We start from the raw sequence: 20,651 nt of genomic DNA, 5'->3' as shown, positions 1-20,651 counted from the left end.
AGACGTGTGATGGCCATGAATTCAGCTATTGAGTGGACCGACCACACGTTCAATCCCTGGACCGGTTGCACCAATATCAGCCCTGGCTGTGATAACTGCTATGCAGAGGCCTGGTCGAAGCGGTCCGGCCACGTCAAATGGGGTAACTCACCGCGAAAGCGAACAACCGAGGCTTACTGGAAAGCCCCTCACATTTGGCAGCAGAAAGCGGCTCAATTTGCCGCACAGCATGGCCGAAGGCAGCGTGTATTTTGTGCTTCGCTGGCAGATGTGTTTGACAACCAAGCAGACCCGCAATGGCGTGCGGATCTCTTCGAAGTGATCAAGGCAACACCGGCCTTGGATTGGCAGCTTCTAACGAAAAGGCCACAGAATATCAAGAAGATGCTTCCAACAGACTGGGGCACCCACGGCTACCACAATGTTTGGCTCGGCTTCACAGCCGAAGATCAAACGCGTTTCGATCAGCGCAAACGGTTCATCTCCGAAGTGCCCGCAGCAGTATGGTTCGTCTCCTATGAGCCTGCAATCGGGTCACTGCGGCTCACGGAAGGTGATCCGAAGCCAGATTGGCTGATTAGCGGGGGCGAGAGCGGTCATGGTGCTCGCCCGATGGACCCGCAGTGGGTCAGAGATGTGATTGCAGACTGCCGCCGCTTTAATGTCGCGCCTTTTCATAAGCAGTGGGGAGCTTTGGCCAACAATCCCTTGGTCCAAGAAGAGGGATTGGCTGCAGCTATAGTGAAAGAAATAGATCCTCACGGGAAAGGTGGGGGCCTATTGGATGGCGAACTCATAAGAGAATTTCCCAACGTGATGTTTCGTTCGGAGAATGCAGCATAAGCGCGTTGACGAATCGCTTGTGCCTGAGGTTGAGTTATGCAACCGGAGGGCAAGGTCATAGCAAAATTCGAATGGAAAATCGGTTCACCACCCCCGGCACTCCGCTCGCACAGCGGAGCAAAGCTCAGACTGATTGAGCATTACCTTGATGCCTACTTTGACGCTGTCGTCCGGAAGCCTTCAATTGACCGTCTTCGCATCACGTTAATTGACGGCTTTTGCGGTGGTGGGGCGTTTGATGATAATGGGCGTCATGTGCAGGGCACGCCATTCCTGCTTTTGAACGCCGTCTCAAAAGCACATCTTCGACTAAATGCGGCCAGGGCAAAACCGCTAGCCATTGATGCTCAATTCCATTTTGTGGACAAATCCCCTGCCGCCACTGCCTTCCTATTAGAGCAGTTACACAATCACGGGTACGGCTCTAGGATTGGTCAAGACATATTCATCCACACGAAGCCATTCGAGGCGGCCGCCGTAGACATACAGGAGATCATAAAGAAGCGGACGGCCAACAACGTTGGTCGATCATTATTTCTTCTAGATCAGAAGGGTTATACGCTTGCCCCAGTGTCGACCATCCGCTCGATTTTCCAGCAGTTCAAACGCGCAGAATGCATCCTCACGTTCGCGGTCGACTTTCTGATCGACTACCTGTCCGATCGACCTGAAAATCTCAAAGCCGTTGTGCCAATTGGATTGATGCCTGAGCAGGTTCGTGACTTTGTAAGGCTCAGAGGAACAGATGGCGGGAGATATGCCGTCCAGCGAATACTGCTCAGCCATTTGCAGCGCTCGACCAGCGCCGAATTCGCGACACCGTTCTTTATCAGATCCCAGGAAGCGGCCAAAGATCTATGGCTTGTTCATCTGTCACGCCATGCGACAGCCCGTAACGTCATGGTAGACAGTCACTGGGCCGTCAAAAATCACTCGGTCCACCAAGGAAGAGGCGGTCTAGAAATCAACGGGTTCAATCCGCAGATCGACAACCTTCCTCAATTCATGTTTGCGGATTACGAGCGCGAACAAATGCTGAAAAGACTAGAAGAAGATGTGATGAGAAGGCTCAGTGGTGATGCTCAGCAAATCAATTACGGCCAGTTCATTGATCGCATCGTCAATGAAACTCCCGCACGCTTATCGGACCTCGAAGCCACCTTTGGCTCGCTGACCCAGTCGCGCAGACTCGCCATCTTAGACAAAGACGGCAAACTGAGGAGGGCGAGCAACCCCTCTCGCGAAGACTTCATCGAGGTGCACCGGCAATATTCGTTCAGCTTTGGCGCCCCCAAGTCTCCGAAACGATAGCGGGAAATTTGTCATCGAAACTGGAATTTTCATTTTTCCGGATCTTGGTGTCAAAATTCCGGAAATCCGCGTCAAGCTACAAACGTCAGAAGATTGAGGTGGTGGGCCCGGAGGGCCTGCCGAATTCCAGGAAAATCAGCAGCTTAACCCCGTGTGGGACGAAGACCCCATTTTATAAAAATCAATGGGTTAGTAAAGCCGCCGTCCCACTTTTTCCGGCCGTTTCCGGCCCTTCTTTCCCGGTTGTATTGCGACCAGGGAGGCGCGCATGAGCGGGGTGCGGCCATTCCGGGACGTGAAGCTGCAATGGCTTCAACAGTTGAGCTGCGACAAGGATTTGAGCGACAGCGCGCGATCCGTGGCGCTCTATATCATCACCACGCATTTGAACGGCCACACCGAAAAGGCGTGGCCGTCCTATCAAACGATTGCCGACGCGACCGGCAAGAGCGTCAAGACCATACAGCGCGCCGTCCGTGAACTTGAGGTCAAAGGATGGTTCGAGGTCCAGCGCGGAAATGGCGTCGGGCACAACACGGAATATCGTCCCTCAGCGGCGTCGATTTTACGCGCATCGGACGCCCGCGAAAAGACGGACAAAGTTGTCACCCTTTACCCTGACAAAGGCGGTCAAATTCGTCCGGAAAGGCGGTCAGATTTGTCCGGCAAAGGGGGACAAATATGTCCACCAAACTTAGAAAAAGAAAAAATAAATAAACCTAACCCGCGCGAGGACGCCCCGCCGCGCGTCGAGACGCGGCGAGCCGTCCCGCTCGTTTTCGTGGCCGAAACCAAAGCAGATCAGGTCGAGCAGTGGCGCGATTGGCTACGTCGTCACGGCTTTCCTTCGATCGACGCCTTGGGCATGCGGACGGTGAAAACCGGGAAACCAGGCTATGCCTTGCCCAGCTATTGGCCACCGGACGACACAAGCCCGAGTGCGCTGGATTGGATCGCTTTCTTCAGCCGCCGCCGTGACCACATTGCCACCGAAACTGCCCGACAAACCGACCTTCGGAGGGCGTCATGACGGACGGCGATTTGAAAGGAGCAAGGCGACCCCTGTCATACGGCGAGCCGTCCGACAGGGAGCCTTGTGAGGGGAGGCAAGCCTCCCCTTCAAACCCCACCAAGAGCACCCGGCGATCGCCCAAAGGCGACCTCAATGCCGTCGTGGTTTTCCGCTGCACAGCATCGGAAAAGCAGGCGCTGACCGCACGCGCGGCGCGGGCTGGCTTGCCCTTTGCCACGCTGATGCGGGAAGCGCTTGGCCTCACCGAGGCGCGCCGCCGCCGTCCGGTCCCCAAGGTGGACCCGGAGCTGGTGCGCGCCGTCGCGCGGATCGGCGGCAACCTCAACCAGATTGCGCGATGGCTGAACACGGCCCAAGTTCAGGGCCAGGTGTCCGCCATCGATGCAATCACGGTTGCCGCGCGCCTGGTCGCCATCGAGCGGGCGCTATCGGAAACCCTTGAGCAGTTCACGGCCAAGGATGGCGCGCCGTGCTGATCAAGTTCTTCCGCAACGGCCAGGGCGGCGGATCGGGACCGGTTGACTACCTGGTCGAGCGCGACGTCGTCGCTTACGACCAGAACCGCAATGCGATCCGCGATGAGCGCCGCGAGGTCATGCTGTTTGCCCGCGAGCCTCTGCCGGAGGTGCTGCGCGGCGACAGCGACCGCATGCGCGCACTGATCGACGCCTGCCCGCACCAGTGGACCTATCGCGCCGGCGTCATCGCCTTCACGGCGGAAGACGCGCCGAACCCTGCCCAGCAACGGCAGGTGATGGATGCCTTCGAGAGCCTTGCCTTTGCCGGCCTCGAAGCCGACCAGCGCGATATGCTGTGGGTCCGCCACACCCATGAGGGCCGCGTCGAGCTACATTTCGTGACGCCGCGCATGGAGCTTGTGAGCGGGCGCAGCCTCAACATCGCGCCCCCCGGCTACCAGAAGCACTACGACGCCCTGCGCGATGTTCTGAACAAGGAACACGGCTGGAACGATCCGATGGCGCCGGAGCGCGCCCGCGAGACCGTCAGCCTCATCGAGAGCGTCAGGCGCGGCGATGCCCGCGAGCTGATCCATGATTGGATCGTCCAGCGCATCGAGACCGGCGACATCCGCAACCGCCCGAGCATGACCGAGGCTTTGACGGCGGCAGGTTTCGATCTGCCGCGCGCCGGCAAAAATTACATCACCGTGCGCGACCCCGAGACCGACGTGCGCTGGCGTTTGAAAGGAGACCTGTTCCGTGAAGACTGGACCCGAGAGAATACCCTTGAGCGAGCGCTTGAAAGATCGGCTGGCGAGCCCAGCCGTTCCGGAAGCCGGCTCGACGCCATCGCCCTCGACGAGCTTCGAGACCGATTGGAGCGAAGCCTTGAAGCGCGCGCAAGCTACAATCGAGACCGATATCCGCAGCTTCACGGACGCGAACCGCCAGCACTTGAGCGAGGCACTGGCGACGACCGAGGCGGACGTGAACCGGCTCCGGTCGATGGTGCAGCCGTTCTTCCTGACCATGGGCGCGGTGGCGCTACTGATCGTCCTGTTGAGCTTCACCGCGAGCTGGTTTTGGGCGGGCCTGATGATCGACCGCGCCCAGAGCGCCAGCCTCTGGCAGATGGGCTTGCAGATCAACCAGACCAGCAGCGGCAAAGTCCTGACCTGGGACGTCAACCGCCTTCAGCTGATCACCTGCCAGGCCGGGACCGACAAAACGCCATGCCTGAAGATCGTCCAGGGAGATTGACCGATGACCGAAACCACCAGAACACCAACGCCCGAGAGCCTTTCGCCGCTGGAACGCGAATTGCTGGGTTACGTCGAGACGTTGATGAACACCTTGCAGAGCGGGACCGCGCAATTCGAGGCGCTGGAGAAACGCTCTTCCGACATGATCGAAAATCGGCAAGCGGCTTTGGAAGGATCGCTGAAATCGCTCATCGCGTCACAGGCTACCTTCATGAACGCCTGGCTCGCCTCAAACAGTCATTCCAACGGCACGGCCTCGACCGAGCTGACAGAAGCGTTAGCCCTGCTGGAGCAAGCCGAAGCGATGCTGGAGGCGGTCGCGCCGCAGACGTGACAACTCGATCACCCGCACCCGGTCGCGGTCGCAACTGATCCTCATTTCCTTCTGGAGTTTCGATCCATGAATTTGATCATTCAGCCCTATCGCTATGCCCTTTCCATTGCCGTCGTTGCCGCCGGCTTCCTGCTGATGGAGACAGCGCCGTTGTTCTGGCCACCCATCTACCAAAACGCGCGCGCCGCGATCCTGGTCATGTTTTTAGGGTTTGCGCTGCTGACCTTGGTGGGAGACACCCAGGGCCGCATCCGCAGCGCGTCGGGCTTAGCTGTGGGGGCTGCCCTCCTTGCCGCGTCTGCTCTCGCCCTTACCGACCCCACCATTGCGGCCGGCGTCCTGCTCGACAGCTTCAAGGCTTGGCGAAACGCAGGCTATTCCGGAATCGAGAGCGTCCGTGGGATGGTTTCGACATGGGACCGCTTCACAGAGGCGCAAAAGCTTGGCGTGCAAACCAGCCTCGCCATCGGCCTGCCTGTGCCGCTGTTCCTCATTCTGCGAGCGATCTCGATTGCCGCCCCCGCTTCGTCAAGCCGCATTTCGAAACAAGGCCCATGGCGCGCCCGATGGATGAATCGCCAGGAATTGCGCCAGCTCTGCCACAACGATGCAGGCTTGCCGCTCGGTCTCTCCGGCGGCGCAATGCTGCGCTACCGCCCCAACCCGAAGACCGGATGGCGCGCCGGCCACCATGTCGCCATCGCCGGCACCCGCGCCGGGAAAGGCGTGTCCGTCGTCATTCCCGCCATCATCGACCATGACGGGCCGATCGCGGTTCTCGACATCAAGGGCGAAAACTTCGCCGTGACCCGCCGCTATCGGCAGGCGCTCGGCCGCCAGGTCGTGGTTCTCAATCCATTCGGCGTCATCGAGCCGTCGAAGGACCAGTTCAACCCGCTAGACTATATCCGGCAAGCGCACCTTGTCCGCGACATCGAAGTCATTGCCGAGGGGCTTGTTCGACCGGAAGGCGGAAACGGCTCGCATTTCGCCGAAATGGCGAAATCGATGATCGCCGCCGTGATCGAGGTCGTCATGACCAGGCGCGTGGACGCCGATCGCAACCTGATCACCGTCATGGACCTGTTGTTTTCCGCCGGCTTTGAAAAGACACTGACGGAATGGGCAAGCGCGCCGGAGACATTCGCAACCCGCCCAGCCGCCGCCGCTGCCACCTTCCTTGCAGCCGGGGAAAACGAGCGCGGCGCGATAAAGACGACCATTAAAAAGGCTTTCGATTGGGCGCGCTCCGACGAACTGCGCAGTTTCCTCAGCGCATCGACATGCTCGCTCGAAAACCTGTTCGAGGGTCGCGCCGACCTCTTCATGGTCGTGCCGCTCGACCAAGTGGACGCCCAGGCCGTCTTTCTCCGGTTGCTGACGAACATCATTCTCGGCATGGCCGTGCGCCTTGAGGGTGCCAAGAAGCCGAAAAAGAATGTGCTGCTGGTGCTGGATGAATTCGTCCGTCTCGGCCGCATGGAAAAGCTGATTAACATCGCCAACGTTGCCGCCGGCTGCGGCATCGAGGCGCTATTCATCACCCAGGACAAGGGCCAGATCGAAAGCGTGTATGGCAAGGGCGACACCGCCAGCATTCTCGGCTCATGCGTTACAACCCGAATTTTCGGTCTCGGTCGCGCCGAATTCGAAACCGCCAATTGGGCCGCGAGCGCGCTTGGCGATCAGACAGTGCTGACCCGCACCAAGCAATCATCCGCGAAGTTCGGTGAGAGCCGCAAGACCTCCACCGCCGAGCAGCGCCAGAAGCTCATGACCGCCGATCAGCTTTTGGAGATGAAGACCGGCAAGATGCTGCTGCTTACGGGGTCGAAACCTCCAGCGTTGATTGACGCGATCGTTTCCCACCGGCATCCGGCATATCGTGGGAAGCTGGATCGGAACCCGATGGTGTAGTTCGTATGCAAGGCGCTTGATCGGTATCGTTGCGGCTTCCAATTAGCGGCGCGACAACTCCCAATCTGCCGAAGGTCGGTTTGCCAGTCGAGATTCGAATGATCTTCCCGCTCGGGAAATTTGTGCTCGACACCAGGCGAATATCTTTAATAATTTCCCGAGCGGGAAGATCATGATGGCAAAGCAAGTCAGAACTTCAAACGATATCGGCGCCCTGGTGCGGAGCGTGCGTAAGGAGCAAAACCTACGGCAGGACGAGCTTGCTGGCGTCTCCGGCGTTGGGGTCCGTTTCATTGTCGATCTCGAAGCAGGTAAGCCGACAGCACAGATCGGAAAAGTGTTGCACGTTCTGCAGACGCTCGGCTGCTCCGTAGATATCCTGCTCCCCGGCGAGCGCAGACGGCTACCTGACACTATGGGTGGCACGAGTATGGAAACATGAGCATTTCTTCTAGTCGTTGCGATCGGTGGTCGGCCAATGGTTGACACAAGATCACCTGAACAGAGACGACGGATTATGCAGTCCGTCAAAACCAAAAACACCGGTCCAGAACGGAAAGTACGCCAAATACTTTTCGAAGCCGGGTATCGTTTTAGGCTACATAGAAAGGACCTACCGGGTTCACCTGATATTGTGTTCCCAGGGCGCAAGAAAGCGATCTTCGTGCATGGTTGTTTTTGGCATGGTCACGATTGTCGGAAAGGTCGCGGCTCAAAATCGCGGCTCGAATACTGGGGGCCTAAGCTGGAAGCGAACAAGATACGGGATAGACGGAATCTGGATGCGCTAGACGCTATGGGGTGGGAGTGTATTGTCATTTGGGAATGCGAGTTGAAAGAGGTAGCAGACGTGTTGAGAAGACTGGGGACATTCCTCGGTGGACCCAAAAAATCCGATCGACAAAATCAGTGAACCCCTCTAGGGTGAGCACATGAAGAATCAAGATACGCCAACAGTTCAGCCCCACGCTCGACCACTTGCCATAGACCTTTTCGCGGGCGCTGGCGGAATGAGTCTTGGCTTTGAACAGGCCGGCTTTGAGGTGGCAGCAGCTGTAGAGATCGATCCAATTCACTGCGCGATCCACAAGTTCAATTTCCCCAATACCGTAGTGATCCCACAATCGGTCGCGGGCCTGTCCGGTAAAGAAATTCGAGAAAGAGCAGGCCTTGGAGATAGGCGCATCGATTGTGTGTTTGGCGGCCCTCCTTGTCAGGGCTTCTCATTAATTGGGCAACGCGTACTCGATGACCCCCGCAACAGCCTGGTAATGGATTTCGTTCGGCTTGTAGCTGAGCTTGACGCCGATACATTTGTTTTTGAAAACGTCAAAGGGTTAACCTTAGGTAAGCAGCGTGCTTTTCTCGATGAGTTGGTTCAGGCATTTGCCGCAAAAGGATACCAAATTCGCTTGCCATGGCGGGTACTTGACGCCGCACATTACGGGGTTCCTCAGCATCGTCAGCGTCTAATATTGCTCGGCGCGAAAACTGGACGCGAGCTTCCAGACTACCCGCTGCCGAAAACTAATCCGGCGGACGGTAAGCGGCAGATGCAAGGCCTTCCGTTCGGGCCGTCCTGCGAACAAGCGATAGGCGATCTACCTGACGCTGATCGATTCGAAACACTGATAGAGGTTGACGCAGTCAGAACAACGGCCTTCAAGAAAGCGTCAGACTTTGCAGCGGAGATGCGTTGCACAACCAATGACGCTTGGCATTATGGTTATGTCCGTGAATGGAATCCAGCAATTCTCACTTCCAGCGCGCGAACCACTCATACCGATATATCTAGAAGGCGGTTCTCTGAGACGGAACCTGGTTGCATTGAGCCGATTAGCCGCTTTTTTAAGCTGTCGCCGGATGGCCTCTCAAATACTTTGCGAGCTGGCACCGATGGTGCGCGCGGGGCGTTCACAAGCCCCCGTCCCATTCATTATTTGCACAACCGCTGCATCACTGTCCGAGAGATGGCGCGATTGCACGGTTTCCCCGACTGGTTTCGCCTGCACTCGACAAAATGGCACGGTGCGCGGCAGATAGGAAATTCAGTTCCTCCTCCATTGGCACGCGCTGTCGCCGCGACAGTAATGAGGGCTCTAGGAATAAAACCTGCACGCCCTCCTCAAGTAATTACACTCGGAGACGAAGCGCTGCTTTATTTGGAGCTTGCGGAAGCGGCCGAGCATTTTGGGGTCGCCAAACCAAATTCTAAACGAGACAGAAAAAGCGGGACCAAGAAACGTAAGCAATCCGAGATCGAGGAGGCGCGGATTTTGCTACGCGTTGTAAATGGCTAGACCAGATCCTGCCCAAAATCGATACAAGGTCTTGATCGAGCGTGTCTTTTTCGCCCATTGGTCCGAAAACGTATCCGGTTTCGAGTTTGCTCGTGAGGAAATCGAATCTTTTGCCGCTGAACTCGAAATTGCTCTGCCGAAAAACATTGGAGACCTGATTTACTCCTTCCGCTTTAGAATACCATTGCCCGAAACAATTACCTCGACGCAGCCTGAAGGTCTCGAATGGGTTATTGAGGGAGCGGGGAAAGCTCGCTACCGCTTTCGACTGGTGAAGATAACCCGAATTGTTCCTCATGAGAACTTAGTTACTATTGCGATACCAGACTCGACGCCCGAAATCATTAGGGCTTACGCAATGGATGACGAGCAAGCGCTGCTAGCTATTGTCAGGTACAATCGCCTGATCGACACGTTCCTAGGGTTGACTACATATAGTCTTCAGAATCATCTGAGGACTACCGTCAAAGGTGTGGGGCAAATCGAGATAGATGAACTCTACATCGGCCTCGATAAATATGGTTGTCACTATGTCATTCCCGTGCAGGCCAAAGGCGGCAAGGATCAAATAGGTGTTGTTCAAACTGGCCAAGACCTCGCCTTCTCTGCTGAAAAGTTTCCGGGCGTTAGATGTCGACCGGTGGCAGCCCAATTTATGTCAGGCAGTGTCATAGCGTTGTTCGAGCTTACTTTGGACGAAGGCCAGGTCAAGGTAGTTGAAGAGCGCCATTACAAGCTCATGCCGGCCTCGGAGCTAGATCGGGATGCTATACGCTCTTATGTCTGACTCTTACCATTAACACCCGAATCGGGTCATAGCATACTTAGAAACAGGTAAGATGCTTATGATCGACGACACCGACAGCAAGCGGGACGAACCGGATTCAGAAGATCCCGTGGTTCAATCCATGAAGCCCGAAGTAATTGAGATTCTATATGATAGGCTTTTAGGCTCGGATTCCTGGCCCGTAGAGAGGAGACTTGTGGTAGATCGCTCTTTGCTTGTCGATGCAATTACAGAGCGTAACCGTCGCCACAAGGGGGAGAAAAAACAACTTAGCACAGGAAATGCAGCAAATTTCCTCAAAGATTTTATTCGTAAGCATACCTGCAACAGAAACTGGCCTAAGCGGCTAGCTTCAATGCGTATCACTGCGCGGCAAGTCTACGGCAACATGCAGGTGTTCGAATTTGTACCCTTCGAGCCCAGCGATACAGAGCCTTTCCCTGACCGATTTGATCCAACGGCCGATCTACCTATTTTTCGTTTTGAATCTCTTAGTATACCAGTCGAAGCCCGAACACTTGGTCGCCAGGATGAACCCTGGTTGATTCAAATTGCCGTTTCACAACGATTGATAGAAACACACCTTGCAGTTCGCGCCAGTGAGTTCGGCCTTTCAGTTGAAACGCTTGCTCACCTACAAGTTTCCGTCAAGACTCAGCCAGAAATTGATGCGACATTCATCGCCACAATCCGTTCTGCTGAATTAAAGAAAATACGCGCCTATGTCACGGTTGAGGCTAAACAGCTCGGCGAGCGTATTCTTGAGCATCAGATTAGAGAGCAGGTGGGTGTTGCATTCTCATTTACCTCAGATTTGACCGGTGAAGATGCAATCGACGCAATTATTCCGATTGTAATTCAGGTGGTGCGTAGACCAGGCGCGGCAACAGTAGTTGAGCTTAAGCGCCAATTTGTATATGTCGCACAGTTTGCTCCCATCGACCGGGTGGAATTCGTCAAAAAATTCCAGGGCGCTTTGCATGACATGCCCCTGGTGATTCAATCGGCCGCACTTTACGAAGCATGCCCTCCGATATCAGGCATTTCCTGGAAACCCAAGAAAATCTCAAAGTCCAAAAGAATTTCTTGAATTCATTCGGTTTCGGCTTTGGGTATAAAACCAAGCGAAAAGCCGAACAGGCGACCGATCTTCTCGAGCGTTGCATACGTAGGATTACCGTAACCCCGTTCGATGTCAGCAATTTGCCTTCGGGTGAGGCCAAGGATCGTGGCGAATTGTTCCTGGTTCATGCCGATACCCTTGCGGAGTTCCGCAACGCCTCCAGGCAGCCGTAGATCACCGCAGCGTGCTCGCTCCGCCAGCGCTCGACGGTTCTCCAGGATTTCATCTTTCGATGGCTTCTTCCAACGCGCCATTCGCGGTCCCTACTCCTGCGGCACGATGCCGAGATGATCACTTACCAACGGACGAGCCCGAGTAGCTGGCCGGGCCGCCCTTGAATTCCGGCGTCGCAGCGTGATGGGAGCCGGCGCATTAATTGACCCTTTCAGTGGACCAAATAGTGCGCTGTTCAAAATTAATCATCCCATCAAAGTGGGTTGAATATTTTCCGTCAGAATTGCCAGCTACCGAACCGATCATTGAAGCTTCTGATCCGGCTGACCATCTTCCGACCACGCAACGCGCTACCGCTAGCGAACAGCATGAGGGACAGGCTCAGCACAGGTGTCAACCAAGCATCGGAGTCGCCTCTCCCATCAAACACAATGAGCAAGACAGCTCCGATCGCTGCGAAGAAGACCATCCCAAAATCGTATTGCTTTGAAAGGCTCGCGAGCCGGGCCGAATGTTGGGCATAGCGCAATTGCCTTGCCAGCCTTCGCTTTTCGGATGCCAATTGATCGCGCTGGCGGCCGATAGTGTAAAAACCCTGTTCGATTTTCTGTTCAAAGCTCGACTTACTCATATCGCTGACCTCAGATATTTCTCTGCAATTTCCTCTGTGAATTCGCCGTGTTGTTCGGCGTAGTCGATCAGGAACCGGATGAGCTTCAAGCGCTTGTCCGGTTCCACCTGACAGTTTTCCCGCACGATAAAGGCATCAACTTGGTTCGTGACGTCGTGATACAGATCGACGGTGTCTCGATTGTAGGGGCTGCCTTCGCCGGTCATCATCCAGACTGGATTGACGTTGAACTTCGTGTATAGCGCGCGCAGCACGCGAACGGGGATCTCTCGTTGGCCGCGTTCATAGGTGTTGTAGCCGCCCTGTGAGACCTCAAGCGCTTCCGCAAACGGGATCTGCTTCAATCCCGAGTTTTCCCGGATCATAGCCAAACGTTTGCCCATCTGAATGAGCAGCGTATCTTGCATCGAGTTATTATTTTTCTGATAATCGCGTTGCATTTTTGAGCTTGATGTGATTCTTTCGGGTTCGTATCATTCTATCATCAGTTGGAGGTGAATTTCCAATGCAGGCGCAACTCTTATCCCCTAAACAACTTGCAGACCGTTCCGGATGGCCGGTTGCCCGCATCCGAAACCTGATCGCCAAGCAGGAAATCCGTCATGTGCGGATCGGTGGAAGCCTGTTCCTGCCGGAAAACGCCGTGGATGAGTATCTTGCGGCGAATATGGTCGAGCCCAAGCAGAAGGCTTTGGCGCTGGCTGACAGCGCCTCCAGAGCGTGAGGAGCGGCACATGAAGCAGCAAGCTGAAGCGCTGGCCCCACGCCCCATCTACAAAGTCGCGGTTAGCCGCGTTCGTGCGGCGGAACTTCTCGATGTCTCGACGGGCACCTTTGACGACTGGGTTCGCCGTGGCCTTATGCCGAAAGGCGTGAAGATCGGCGCACTGCGCCGCTGGGATGCGGAGGAAATCCGCGCGTCCTGGTACGATATCAAAGAACAGGGCTTGAGCGGAGACGAAGACGATGGCGAAAACCCGTTTGATCATGCGGTCGGGTAATCAGCGCGTCCCCTTTAAATTCTGCTCACGGGATGTCGATCGGCATGGCAATGAGCGGTTCTATCTCCGCCTGCCAGGCATGCCGAAGTACCGGATGACGTCCGCCTATCTGGACGAGGCCGGCAGCGTCACCCAGGCGTTTACCGAGGAATATCACCGCGTCATGGCTGGTGATCGTGGTGAAAAGACCGTCCCGATTTCAAGACTGGAGCCCGGCTCGGTTCGTTGGCTGGTCGAGACCTATTATCGCTCGAAGGCGTTTCAAAGCCAGTCGCCGGCCACGCAGAAGGACAAAAAGAGCGTTCTCAATCGCTATTGCGGCAATGTGGGCGAGCTGCCGTTCAAGAAGATTCGCAAATCCGACATCGAAGCCAGTCAGATGAAGCGTGTTGGCACGCCCGGCGCGGCTGACAAGCTGGTCAAGTATCTGAAGGCGCTGTTCAATTGGGCCATCAGCGCAGAACTTGCGACCTTCAACCCCGCGAACGGCGTCACCAAAATCCATAAATCTCCCGGTTTCCATACTTGGAGCGAAGCGGAGCTGGCACGCTATCGCGCAGCTTATCCGTTCGGCTCCATGGCCCGGCTTGCAATGGAACTGATGCTGAATTTGGGCGTCAGACGCTCTGACCTCGTCAAGCTCGGCTGGCGGAACCTGGTCGCCGACCGTATCGAGTTCATGCCGGAGAAGGGTTCGGGCACATATGCACAGTCCCTCAGCCTGCCGGTCACGGACGAGCTTCGCGAGGCGCTGGACGCGATTACGCATGATCAGCCGACCTTCCTTGCCACCGAATACGGCAAGGCGTTCAGCGGGAACGGCTTCGGCAATAAGATGCGCCAGTGGTGCAACGATGCCGATTTACCGGAATGCTCGTCGCACGGTCTCAGAAAGGCGTCCGCGACGATCCTCGCCGAGGCAGGTGCTACCGAACATCAGTTGATGGCGATCTTTGGCTGGTCTGATTCCAAGATGGCTCAGCACTACACGAAAGCCGCCCAATCCAAGCGCATCATTGATGCCGGTTTCGAGCGCCGTAAAACCTACGTGGCCCGCAAAAATGTCCCACTTTCATCGAGCCGGGATTCCGGTGAGACAAATCGAGGAAAAAATGATGGAAAAACAACGTCCGAAGACAGAAATGGTGGGCCCGGAGGGACTCGAACCCCCAACCAAGCGGTTATGAGCCGCCGGCTCTAACCATTGAGCTACAGGCCCGGCGCGCAAGCGTGTTGCGGCCAACCGGGGCAATGGCACACCCGGCGTGTTGTGGGCTCTAACGCAAAATCTGCGCCTTCACAAGTCTCGCCGTATTGGCTTCACAATCAGCAGGCAGCTATCGTTGAACCGGTGCACGCAGCTGGCGGCCGGCACATCAACACCTTGCGGAGGATCTCCATGACGGCTCATTATCTCACGCTCAGAAGCATGGCGCTTCCGGTCGCGCTTCTTGCGGCGGGCCTTGGTTTTGCGCAGCCGGCCAGCGCCGAAGGCCCACCGCCTCCGCCGCATCCCTTTATCAGCGTAACGGGCGAAGGCCGTGCGGCGGTCGCGCCCGACATGGCGGTCCTGTCGCTGACGGTCACGCGCGTTGGCGAAACTGCGCAGGCCGCGCTGTCTTCCAATTCGGCCGCCATGCGCGCGGTGATCGAGGCGCTGAAGGCCGATGGCTTGGCCGAACGCGACATGCAGACGAGCGAATTCTCGATCTATCCGCGCTACAGCCAGCCCGATCCGAACCGCCAGGGCAGTGGCGATCCGCAGCCGCAGATCATCGGTTACCAGGTCTCGAACGGCTTGACACTCCGGGTGCGCGACATTGCCAAGCTCGGCGCCATCCTGGACCGGTCGGTCACGCTTGGCGTCAACCAGGGCGGCCAGATCACCTTCACCAATGCCGATCCGGAAAAGACGGTCGAGGAGGCGCGCCGCCAGGCGGTGGCCGATGCCATGGCAAAAGCGAAGGTTCTGGCGGAAGCGGCAGGGCTTGCCCTCGGGCCGGTGATGTCGATTTCGGAAAATACGGCCCAGCCGGAGCCCATGCCGCTGATGCGCACCATGGCCATGGCCAAGGAGGCATCCCCGGTGCCAATCGCCGGCGGCGAGAACAGTTATACCGTCACCGTCGACATGCGGTTCGACCTCAAACCGCGGCCCTGAATGCTCGCCTGAATACTCGGTCGGCCGCCGGCCTGGACGCCTTCGCAGGTTGTCCGGCCGGACATCGATACAACAGATCCGCCGCCGGCAGAGGCAAGCCGGCGGCGGTTTTTTTCATCAGGCAGCCATGGTGACGATCGCGGCTCTGCCGGATCCCTGCGGAACCGGGGGCGGCCCGCGAAAACCCTCGATCGGGATCGACAGGCGGAAGACTGTCCTTCGACGCCCCCTTCCGGACACAAAGAGACCGCCGCCGGCGCACTAGGGGAGCACCGACGGCGGTTCCACCTCTCCATCCGTTGATGGAGGAGGATCTGGTACGATCAACGGCGGATCAGCGGGCAGCCGCGTTCATTGGCAAACACGACGCGGTCACGACCGCCGCGGTCGAAACCGGCCACCACGACGACCCGGCGGTTGACATCCACCACCCGGGCGCGCCGCAAGCCCATACGGCTGGCCTTGTCTTCCGCAAGCCAGGGGGCGCAGATGTCGCGCCGGCCGTGCCGATCCCTGTCATAACGGTCCCCGTCGGGCCGGCCCCGGTCGGGGCCACGGTTGTCGCCGTGCCATTGCACCTCCACACGCAGATCCGGGCCCCGCAGGCCTCCATCGGCGGCCGAAGCGCCGGATACCGGCGCCACCAGGCCCGTAACGGCCATCAGGGCAACAAGGCCGACCTTGGCGATGAGGTTTGACATGGGCGTTCCTCCATACAGTTTGAAACCTGCCGCCAAACTTGGCGTCGGCTGATGGAGGTCAAATTAGGACACGGCACCTGAACCGCCACCGAACCGTACGTTCAGGGACAATTCAGGTCGAAGGAGACGCGCGAACGAAGCACCTGTCTCATGTGGAAAGATGCAGCACCACCTCACGCCGGTGCGGGCGGTCGCGATGTTCGAACAGGTAGAGGCCCTGCCAGGTGCCAAGCGCAAGCCGCCCGCCCATCACCGGGATGCCAAGCGAGGTTGCCGTCAATGCCGCCTTGATATGCGCCGGCATGTCGTCCGGCCCCTCCGTGGTGTGCGCCATCCAGCGCATGGAGAGATCGTCGCCCGGCGGCACCAGGCGGCGGAAAAATTCCTTCAGGTCGCGCTGCACATCCGGATCGGCATTCTCCTGGATCAGCAGCGAACAGGAGGTGTGGCGCACAAAAACGGTCAAGAGCCCCTCGCCCGCGCCGGAGGCGCGCACGAAGTGCGCGACCTGATCGGTAAACTCGTAAAGCCCCTGCCCGCGGGTGGAGATCGAAAGAACCGTTTGCGGCATGGCTGCCTCCAATGCTGAAATCGTCGCCTCAGAAATTCGGAAAACCGCGCGCACGCCACTCGCTGCGCGGAATACGGCTGCCCACCGCATAGGAAAACGACTGGATTTCGGTCGCATCCGCATTCACCTGGCAGGAGAAGCTGACATCGTACCAGACACCCGCTGCCCGGAAGGCGCCGCGACCGACCTTCAGCGCCGTGGCGCCGGGGGCGAGCGTATAGGCCGGGATGAGCTCCGGCCGGTAAGAAGGCGAGCCATTGCGCAGTTGCGCCTGCAGCTCCGAGGCACACAGTTGCCCGGCGCGTTCACCGCGCGGAATGCCGGCCATCGCCGTCATCGCCCGCTGGTCGCCGGTGCTGGAGGAGGAATAGAGCCGTTTGACCTCCTCCATCTCCGGGATCGGCCGTTCCGCCGCAGCGGCAGAGGCCGGACGCGGCGTCGGCCGCACGACCGTCTCCGGCAGCACGACGTCTGCTGCGCCGGGTTCTGAAGCCTGCATATCGGAGGGCGTCGGTGCCGTCAGGAGCGCAATCGCGGCACTGTCTACCACCGGCTGCTCGGGTGAGGCCGGAGGTTCGTCAGCCGGCGCCTCAGGCTGCACCTCCGTCGTCTCTTTCGGCTCGGCGGGCGTTTCGGCGGGCTTCGCCTCCGCAGGTTTTGCCTCCGCGGTCTCGGCAGGTTTCGGATCCTCGGCGGGCTCTGCCGGTTTTGGCGCCTCTGCCGTCTCCTCGGCGCTGTTGCCATCGGCCGTCTGTTCGGGCCCGCGGGTCTCTTCACCAAAGCGGAAGACTGGCCTGAGGGTGGGAATGGGCGGGGCCGGTGCACCCGCCTGCTGCTGCGGCGCTGGCGGTTCGGGCTCCGGCTGCGGTGCGGGCGGCGGGGGTTCCGGAGCCGGTGGTTCGGCTTGTTCCGGTTGAGGCGGCTCCGGTTCAGGTTTTGGTTCGGGCTCGGGTTCCGGCTGAGGTTCCGGTTCTGGCGGCGGCACGATCTCGACTGAAACCGTCTCCTCCTGCGGTTTGTCGTGGTTTGGCAAAGTCAGGTTGACCAGGAAGGGTGCAACAAGAAGAAGATGCAGGGCAATCGAACCCGCAATGCCGAAGGTACGCCGCACGCCCGGCATCCGGCTTGCCAGCGGCTCATCCGCCCTCATCTCGTCTCTATCCGGCATCTCCTGCATTTCTCCGATGTAGGCCCGAATGCCGGCGGGATCGAGAGGGGATCAGCAACAGAGATGAAAAACATTGTGCTGCGGCGATGCGGGGCGCCCGTGACCCCTCTGCGCTGGTCTCGCGCGTCTGGCCATCGGCCCGATCCGTGCGGCAGGTGCGGGCCGTGATCTTGCAAGGCGGAAGGTTTCACGCTATCAGCTCCTCGTCGAACTTCCATCGGCCGTAAGCGTCTCACGAGAAGCAACGCACCACCCTTCGGACCGTCACTGGGCGAAGGTGTCACGCTCAATGCGGGGTGCCCATGTTGTGTTCAGTGCCGCTCCATCTCCAAACGAGAACCGATATGACCATGAAGCGACTTCCCGCGCGTGCCGCGGGCTTTCTCCTGCCGTTCATCCTGTCCATCCTCATGACCTTTGTCGTCTCGGCGGTCGCCACCTTGACGAACACGGGACCGGGCGCCGATTTCCTCGGCAAATGGATGCACGCCTGGGGCCTGTCCTGGATCATTGCCTTCCCGACGCTGCTTTGCGCCCTGCCGGTCACACGCCGTGCCGTCAAGGCTCTGGTCGAACCGGTGTAAGGCCATCAAAAAACCCGGCGGAACTGCTCCCGCCGGGTCCTGATTGTCTTCGAACGTGCGACCGCCTCAGCTATCCAGGAAACTCCGCAGCTTGCGGCTGCGGCTCGGGTGTTTCAGCTTGCGGAGCGCCTTCGCCTCGATCTGGCGGATACGTTCGCGGGTGACCGAGAACTGCTGGCCGACTTCTTCCAGCGTATGGTCGGTGTTCATGCCGATGCCGAAGCGCATGCGCAGCACGCGTTCTTCACGCGGAGTGAGCGAGGCGAGAACGCGGGTGGTCGTCTCGCGCAGGTTCGCCTGGATCGCGGCATCGATCGGCAGAAGCGCGTTCTTGTCCTCGATGAAATCGCCGAGATGCGAATCTTCTTCGTCACCCACCGGGGTTTCGAGCGAGATCGGCTCCTTGGCGATCTTCAGGACCTTGCGCACCTTTTCGAGCGGCATTGCGAGCTTTTCGGCCAGTTCTTCCGGCGTCGGCTCGCGGCCGATCTCGTGCAGCATCTGGCGCGAGGTGCGCACGATCTTGTTGATCGTCTCGATCATGTGCACCGGAATGCGGATCGTGCGGGCCTGGTCGGCGATCGAACGGGTGATCGCCTGCCGGATCCACCAGGTGGCATAGGTCGAGAACTTGTAACCGCGACGATACTCGAACTTGTCGACCGCCTTCATCAGGCCGATATTGCCTTCCTGGATGAGGTCGAGGAACTGCAGGCCGCGGTTCGTGTATTTCTTGGCGATCGAGATGACGAGACGCAGGTTCGCCTCGACCATTTCCTTCTTGGCAATGCGCGCCTCGCGCTCGCCCTTCTGCACCATCGAGACGATGCGCCGGAATTCCGTGATCGAAATGCCGGTTTCGGTGGCGAGATTCTGGATCTCCTGGCGGATCTCCCGGATCGTATTGCTTTCGGCGCGGGCAAATTCCTTCCAGCCGCGGGCGGACAGGTTGGCAATCGACTTCATCCAGTGCGGATCAAGCTCGGCGCCCTGGTACTGTTCGAGAAAACTGTCGCGCTTGACGCCGTAGGATTCAGCCAGACGCAGCAGGCGGCCTTCGTTCTGCACAAGACGCTTGTTGATGTCGTAGAGCTGCTCGACCAGGCTTTCGATGCGGTTCTGGTTGAGCGACAGCGACTTCACCGCCGTGATCAGCTGGTCCTTCAGTTCCTTGTAACGGCGCTCCTGGCCGGACGACAGCGTGCCGGTGCAGGAGAGGCGCGCCTCCACCTGCTGGTCCTGCAGCTTGCGCAGCTTCTTGTAGGTTTCGGCGATGAAATCGAGCGTCTCCATCACCTGCGGGCGCAGTTCCGCTTCCATGGCGGCAAGCGAGAGGTTCGACTCGTCGTCGTCCTCTTCCTCTTCCTCCATGGGCGGCAGGTCGCCACCGACATTGGTGATGTCGTCCTCGCCGACCGAACGGGTCTTGCGCGTCTTTTCCTTTTCTTCGGCAGCCTTGCGGTCCGCCTCGATCTTTTCCGGGCTCTGGAACTGCGGCGCGGCCTTCGCCTCGGGACCGGAATAGGTCGTTTCGAGGTCGATGATCTCGCGCAGCAGCGTCGTGCCTTCGTTCAGCTCGTCACGCCAGATGATCAGCGCCTGGAAGGTCAGCGGGCTCTCACAGAGACCGGCGATCATGGTTTCGCGGCCGGCCTCGATGCGCTTTGCGATGGCGATTTCGCCCTCGCGCGACAGAAGCTCGACAGACCCCATTTCGCGCAGATACATGCGAACGGGATCGTCCGTGCGGTCGGCCGGTTCCTTCTTCTTGGCGGTGGCAACGGCGGTGCTGCCGGTGGGGGCGAGTTCGCCGCCCTCGCTTTCGCCGTCTTCTTCGGCGTCATCCTCGCCGGCGGCCTGCTCTTCGGCTTCCTCGTCCTCGACGACATTGATGCCCATGTCGGACAACATGGCCATCGTGTCCTCGATCTGCTCGGAGGTCACCTCTTCGGAGGGCAGCACGGCGTTCAGCTCGTCCATCGTCACGTAACCGCGCTTCTTGGCGAGCTTGATCATCTTCTTGACGGCATCGTCAGAAAGATCGAGAAGCGGACCGTCCGTAGCGCCGTCGCGTTCGTTCTCTGCTTCGTCGTTTTCTTTGACTTTGGTTGCCATGTATTCGTCTTTCCTTGGACGTCTTCAGCGGCGTTTCGTCAACCGCTGCCGCGCTTGCGAATCACACTCACTCACGTACCGGGTGGACCTTTATTCCCGCTTAACCAGTCGGGAGTTTACGCCGCAAGAGGCATTCGCCGCCCTCACGCCAACGATTCTGATTTTCGTGGCTGA

General features: G+C 58.5%; 23 protein-coding genes, 1 tRNA gene and 1 pseudogene. 16 read left to right on the top strand and 9 right to left on the bottom strand.

What is annotated here, in order from left to right; genetic code table 11:
* The first annotated feature begins 9 nt into the window (after nucleotides 1-9).
* The 11 genes from OU993_RS23040 to OU993_RS22990 all read left to right on the top strand — a co-directional run bounded on the left by OU993_RS23040 (nucleotide 10) and on the right by OU993_RS22990 (nucleotide 11,338).
* Nucleotides 10-843: a DUF5131 family protein gene (locus tag OU993_RS23040; protein WP_268161241.1), complete on the top strand. Its 834-nt coding sequence runs from the start codon at nucleotides 10-12 to the stop codon at nucleotides 841-843.
* A gap of 36 nt (nucleotides 844-879) precedes the next feature.
* Nucleotides 880-2,154, top strand: a complete 1,275-nt coding sequence (locus OU993_RS23035) for a three-Cys-motif partner protein TcmP (RefSeq protein ID WP_268161240.1) — start codon at nucleotides 880-882, stop codon at nucleotides 2,152-2,154.
* A gap of 268 nt (nucleotides 2,155-2,422) precedes the next feature.
* Nucleotides 2,423-3,184 (top strand): helix-turn-helix domain-containing protein, encoded by a 762-nt coding sequence (locus OU993_RS23030; RefSeq protein ID WP_268161239.1) that lies wholly within the window; start codon nucleotides 2,423-2,425, stop codon nucleotides 3,182-3,184.
* Nucleotides 3,181-3,663: a MobC family plasmid mobilization relaxosome protein gene (locus tag OU993_RS23025; RefSeq protein ID WP_268161238.1), complete on the top strand. Its 483-nt coding sequence runs from the start codon at nucleotides 3,181-3,183 to the stop codon at nucleotides 3,661-3,663. The genes OU993_RS23030 and OU993_RS23025 overlap by 4 nt, the downstream gene beginning before the upstream one ends.
* Nucleotides 3,657-5,282: a relaxase/mobilization nuclease domain-containing protein gene (locus OU993_RS23020; protein WP_268161237.1), complete on the top strand. Its 1,626-nt coding sequence runs from the start codon at nucleotides 3,657-3,659 to the stop codon at nucleotides 5,280-5,282. The genes OU993_RS23025 and OU993_RS23020 overlap by 7 nt, the downstream gene beginning before the upstream one ends.
* Nucleotides 5,283-5,310: 28 nt before the next feature.
* On the top strand, nucleotides 5,311-7,161 hold the full coding sequence (locus OU993_RS23015) for a type IV secretory system conjugative DNA transfer family protein (protein ID WP_268161236.1): 1,851 nt from the start codon (nucleotides 5,311-5,313) through the stop codon (nucleotides 7,159-7,161).
* Nucleotides 7,162-7,336: 175 nt separating this feature from the next.
* The gene (locus OU993_RS23010) at nucleotides 7,337-7,603 is read left to right on the top strand and encodes a helix-turn-helix transcriptional regulator (protein ID WP_268161235.1); all 267 of its coding nucleotides are present in this window, start codon (nucleotides 7,337-7,339) and stop codon (nucleotides 7,601-7,603) included.
* Between the two features lie 36 nt (nucleotides 7,604-7,639).
* Nucleotides 7,640-8,074: a very short patch repair endonuclease gene (locus OU993_RS23005; RefSeq protein ID WP_268161234.1), complete on the top strand. Its 435-nt coding sequence runs from the start codon at nucleotides 7,640-7,642 to the stop codon at nucleotides 8,072-8,074.
* 19 nt (nucleotides 8,075-8,093) lie between these two features.
* Nucleotides 8,094-9,461: a DNA cytosine methyltransferase gene (locus OU993_RS23000; protein WP_268161233.1), complete on the top strand. Its 1,368-nt coding sequence runs from the start codon at nucleotides 8,094-8,096 to the stop codon at nucleotides 9,459-9,461.
* A 31-nt stretch (nucleotides 9,462-9,492) separates the two neighbouring features.
* On the top strand, nucleotides 9,493-10,248 hold the full coding sequence (locus OU993_RS22995; RefSeq protein WP_268161232.1) for an endonuclease: 756 nt from the start codon (nucleotides 9,493-9,495) through the stop codon (nucleotides 10,246-10,248).
* 58 nt (nucleotides 10,249-10,306) lie between these two features.
* Nucleotides 10,307-11,338, top strand: coding sequence for a hypothetical protein (locus tag OU993_RS22990; RefSeq protein WP_268161231.1), 1,032 nt, complete (start codon nucleotides 10,307-10,309; stop codon nucleotides 11,336-11,338).
* A gap of 2 nt (nucleotides 11,339-11,340) precedes the next feature.
* Here the strand turns inward: OU993_RS22990 and OU993_RS22985 are convergent, their stop codons facing one another.
* The 3 genes from OU993_RS22985 to OU993_RS22975 all read right to left on the bottom strand — a co-directional run bounded on the left by OU993_RS22985 (nucleotide 11,341) and on the right by OU993_RS22975 (nucleotide 12,616).
* A complete protein-coding gene (locus OU993_RS22985) occupies nucleotides 11,341-11,625 on the bottom strand; it encodes a helix-turn-helix transcriptional regulator (RefSeq protein ID WP_268161230.1) in 285 nt (94 codons plus the stop codon).
* Between the two features lie 197 nt (nucleotides 11,626-11,822).
* Nucleotides 11,823-12,176 carry a hypothetical protein gene (locus OU993_RS22980; RefSeq protein WP_268161229.1) on the bottom strand — a complete coding sequence of 118 codons (354 nt, stop codon included), beginning with the start codon at nucleotides 12,174-12,176 and terminating at the stop codon, nucleotides 11,823-11,825.
* The gene (locus OU993_RS22975) at nucleotides 12,173-12,616 is read right to left on the bottom strand and encodes a helix-turn-helix domain-containing protein (RefSeq protein WP_268161228.1); all 444 of its coding nucleotides are present in this window, start codon (nucleotides 12,614-12,616) and stop codon (nucleotides 12,173-12,175) included. Before OU993_RS22975 ends, OU993_RS22980 begins: the two co-directional genes overlap by 4 nt.
* A gap of 65 nt (nucleotides 12,617-12,681) precedes the next feature.
* Here OU993_RS22975 and OU993_RS22970 point away from each other — a divergent pair, with 65 nt between their 5' ends.
* Nucleotides 12,682-12,900: a helix-turn-helix domain-containing protein gene (locus tag OU993_RS22970; protein ID WP_130750046.1), complete on the top strand. Its 219-nt coding sequence runs from the start codon at nucleotides 12,682-12,684 to the stop codon at nucleotides 12,898-12,900.
* 10 nt (nucleotides 12,901-12,910) lie between these two features.
* Nucleotides 12,911-13,177, top strand: a complete 267-nt coding sequence (locus OU993_RS22965) for a helix-turn-helix transcriptional regulator (RefSeq protein WP_044458832.1) — start codon at nucleotides 12,911-12,913, stop codon at nucleotides 13,175-13,177.
* 199 nt (nucleotides 13,178-13,376) lie between these two features.
* On the opposite strand, the gene OU993_RS22960 is transcribed toward OU993_RS22965, so the two are convergent.
* Nucleotides 13,377-13,682, bottom strand: coding sequence for a hypothetical protein (locus OU993_RS22960; RefSeq protein WP_268161227.1), 306 nt, complete (start codon nucleotides 13,680-13,682; stop codon nucleotides 13,377-13,379).
* A gap of 72 nt (nucleotides 13,683-13,754) precedes the next feature.
* On the opposite strand from OU993_RS22960, the pseudogene OU993_RS28965 reads away from it, so the two are divergent.
* A pseudogene (locus tag OU993_RS28965) lies at nucleotides 13,755-14,120 on the top strand (tyrosine-type recombinase/integrase); the annotation flags it as partial.
* Nucleotides 14,121-14,320: 200 nt separating this feature from the next.
* On the opposite strand, the gene OU993_RS22955 reads toward OU993_RS28965, so the two are convergent.
* Nucleotides 14,321-14,396, bottom strand: a tRNA-Ile gene (locus OU993_RS22955).
* 180 nt (nucleotides 14,397-14,576) lie between these two features.
* Between OU993_RS22955 and OU993_RS22950 the strand changes: the two genes are divergently transcribed.
* Nucleotides 14,577-15,338: an SIMPL domain-containing protein gene (locus OU993_RS22950; protein ID WP_268161226.1), complete on the top strand. Its 762-nt coding sequence runs from the start codon at nucleotides 14,577-14,579 to the stop codon at nucleotides 15,336-15,338.
* 323 nt (nucleotides 15,339-15,661) lie between these two features.
* Here OU993_RS22950 and OU993_RS22945 read toward each other — a convergent pair whose 3' ends face one another.
* From OU993_RS22945 to OU993_RS22935, 3 genes are all read right to left on the bottom strand, one after another.
* Nucleotides 15,662-16,039: a hypothetical protein gene (locus OU993_RS22945; protein WP_268161225.1), complete on the bottom strand. Its 378-nt coding sequence runs from the start codon at nucleotides 16,037-16,039 to the stop codon at nucleotides 15,662-15,664.
* A gap of 148 nt (nucleotides 16,040-16,187) precedes the next feature.
* Complete coding sequence (locus tag OU993_RS22940; RefSeq protein WP_268161224.1) at nucleotides 16,188-16,610, bottom strand: secondary thiamine-phosphate synthase enzyme YjbQ; 423 nt, start codon at nucleotides 16,608-16,610, stop codon at nucleotides 16,188-16,190.
* 28 nt (nucleotides 16,611-16,638) lie between these two features.
* Nucleotides 16,639-17,778, bottom strand: a complete 1,140-nt coding sequence (locus OU993_RS22935; RefSeq protein ID WP_268161223.1) for a DUF930 domain-containing protein — start codon at nucleotides 17,776-17,778, stop codon at nucleotides 16,639-16,641.
* 344 nt (nucleotides 17,779-18,122) lie between these two features.
* On the opposite strand from OU993_RS22935, the gene OU993_RS22930 reads away from it, so the two are divergent.
* Nucleotides 18,123-18,362 (top strand): DUF2798 domain-containing protein, encoded by a 240-nt coding sequence (locus OU993_RS22930; RefSeq protein WP_268161222.1) that lies wholly within the window; start codon nucleotides 18,123-18,125, stop codon nucleotides 18,360-18,362.
* Nucleotides 18,363-18,428: 66 nt separating this feature from the next.
* Here the strand turns inward: OU993_RS22930 and rpoD are convergent, their stop codons facing one another.
* Nucleotides 18,429-20,477, bottom strand: coding sequence for an RNA polymerase sigma factor RpoD (gene rpoD / locus OU993_RS22925; protein ID WP_268161221.1), 2,049 nt, complete (start codon nucleotides 20,475-20,477; stop codon nucleotides 18,429-18,431).
* Between the last annotated feature and the right edge of the window lie 174 nt (nucleotides 20,478-20,651).

It is taken from the genome of Rhizobium sp. SL86 (assembly GCF_026672545.1).
GTDB lineage: Bacteria > Pseudomonadota > Alphaproteobacteria > Rhizobiales > Rhizobiaceae > Neorhizobium.
Note: the sequence above shows the minus strand (reverse complement) of the source record. Positions and strands in the feature narration are given on the sequence as shown.

Coding starts and splice junctions, on each gene's coding strand:
- OU993_RS23040 (WP_268161241.1), top strand. CDS start 10: ATGGCCATGAATTCAGCTATTGAGTGGACCGACCACACGTTCAATCCC.
- OU993_RS23035 (WP_268161240.1), top strand. CDS start 880: ATGCAACCGGAGGGCAAGGTCATAGCAAAATTCGAATGGAAAATCGGT.
- OU993_RS23030 (WP_268161239.1), top strand. CDS start 2,423: ATGAGCGGGGTGCGGCCATTCCGGGACGTGAAGCTGCAATGGCTTCAA.
- OU993_RS23025 (WP_268161238.1), top strand. CDS start 3,181: ATGACGGACGGCGATTTGAAAGGAGCAAGGCGACCCCTGTCATACGGC.
- OU993_RS23015 (WP_268161236.1), top strand. CDS start 5,311: ATGAATTTGATCATTCAGCCCTATCGCTATGCCCTTTCCATTGCCGTC.
- OU993_RS23010 (WP_268161235.1), top strand. CDS start 7,337: ATGGCAAAGCAAGTCAGAACTTCAAACGATATCGGCGCCCTGGTGCGG.
- OU993_RS23005 (WP_268161234.1), top strand. CDS start 7,640: ATGGTTGACACAAGATCACCTGAACAGAGACGACGGATTATGCAGTCC.
- OU993_RS23000 (WP_268161233.1), top strand. CDS start 8,094: ATGAAGAATCAAGATACGCCAACAGTTCAGCCCCACGCTCGACCACTT.
- OU993_RS22990 (WP_268161231.1), top strand. CDS start 10,307: ATGATCGACGACACCGACAGCAAGCGGGACGAACCGGATTCAGAAGAT.
- OU993_RS22985 (WP_268161230.1), bottom strand. CDS start 11,625: ATGGCGCGTTGGAAGAAGCCATCGAAAGATGAAATCCTGGAGAACCGT.
- OU993_RS22980 (WP_268161229.1), bottom strand. CDS start 12,176: ATGAGTAAGTCGAGCTTTGAACAGAAAATCGAACAGGGTTTTTACACT.
- OU993_RS22975 (WP_268161228.1), bottom strand. CDS start 12,616: ATGCAACGCGATTATCAGAAAAATAATAACTCGATGCAAGATACGCTG.
- OU993_RS22970 (WP_130750046.1), top strand. CDS start 12,682: ATGCAGGCGCAACTCTTATCCCCTAAACAACTTGCAGACCGTTCCGGA.
- OU993_RS22965 (WP_044458832.1), top strand. CDS start 12,911: ATGAAGCAGCAAGCTGAAGCGCTGGCCCCACGCCCCATCTACAAAGTC.
- OU993_RS22960 (WP_268161227.1), bottom strand. CDS start 13,682: ATGGATTTTGGTGACGCCGTTCGCGGGGTTGAAGGTCGCAAGTTCTGC.
- OU993_RS22950 (WP_268161226.1), top strand. CDS start 14,577: ATGACGGCTCATTATCTCACGCTCAGAAGCATGGCGCTTCCGGTCGCG.
- OU993_RS22945 (WP_268161225.1), bottom strand. CDS start 16,039: ATGTCAAACCTCATCGCCAAGGTCGGCCTTGTTGCCCTGATGGCCGTT.
- OU993_RS22940 (WP_268161224.1), bottom strand. CDS start 16,610: ATGCCGCAAACGGTTCTTTCGATCTCCACCCGCGGGCAGGGGCTTTAC.
- OU993_RS22935 (WP_268161223.1), bottom strand. CDS start 17,778: ATGCCGGATAGAGACGAGATGAGGGCGGATGAGCCGCTGGCAAGCCGG.
- OU993_RS22930 (WP_268161222.1), top strand. CDS start 18,123: ATGACCATGAAGCGACTTCCCGCGCGTGCCGCGGGCTTTCTCCTGCCG.
- rpoD (WP_268161221.1), bottom strand. CDS start 20,477: ATGGCAACCAAAGTCAAAGAAAACGACGAAGCAGAGAACGAACGCGAC.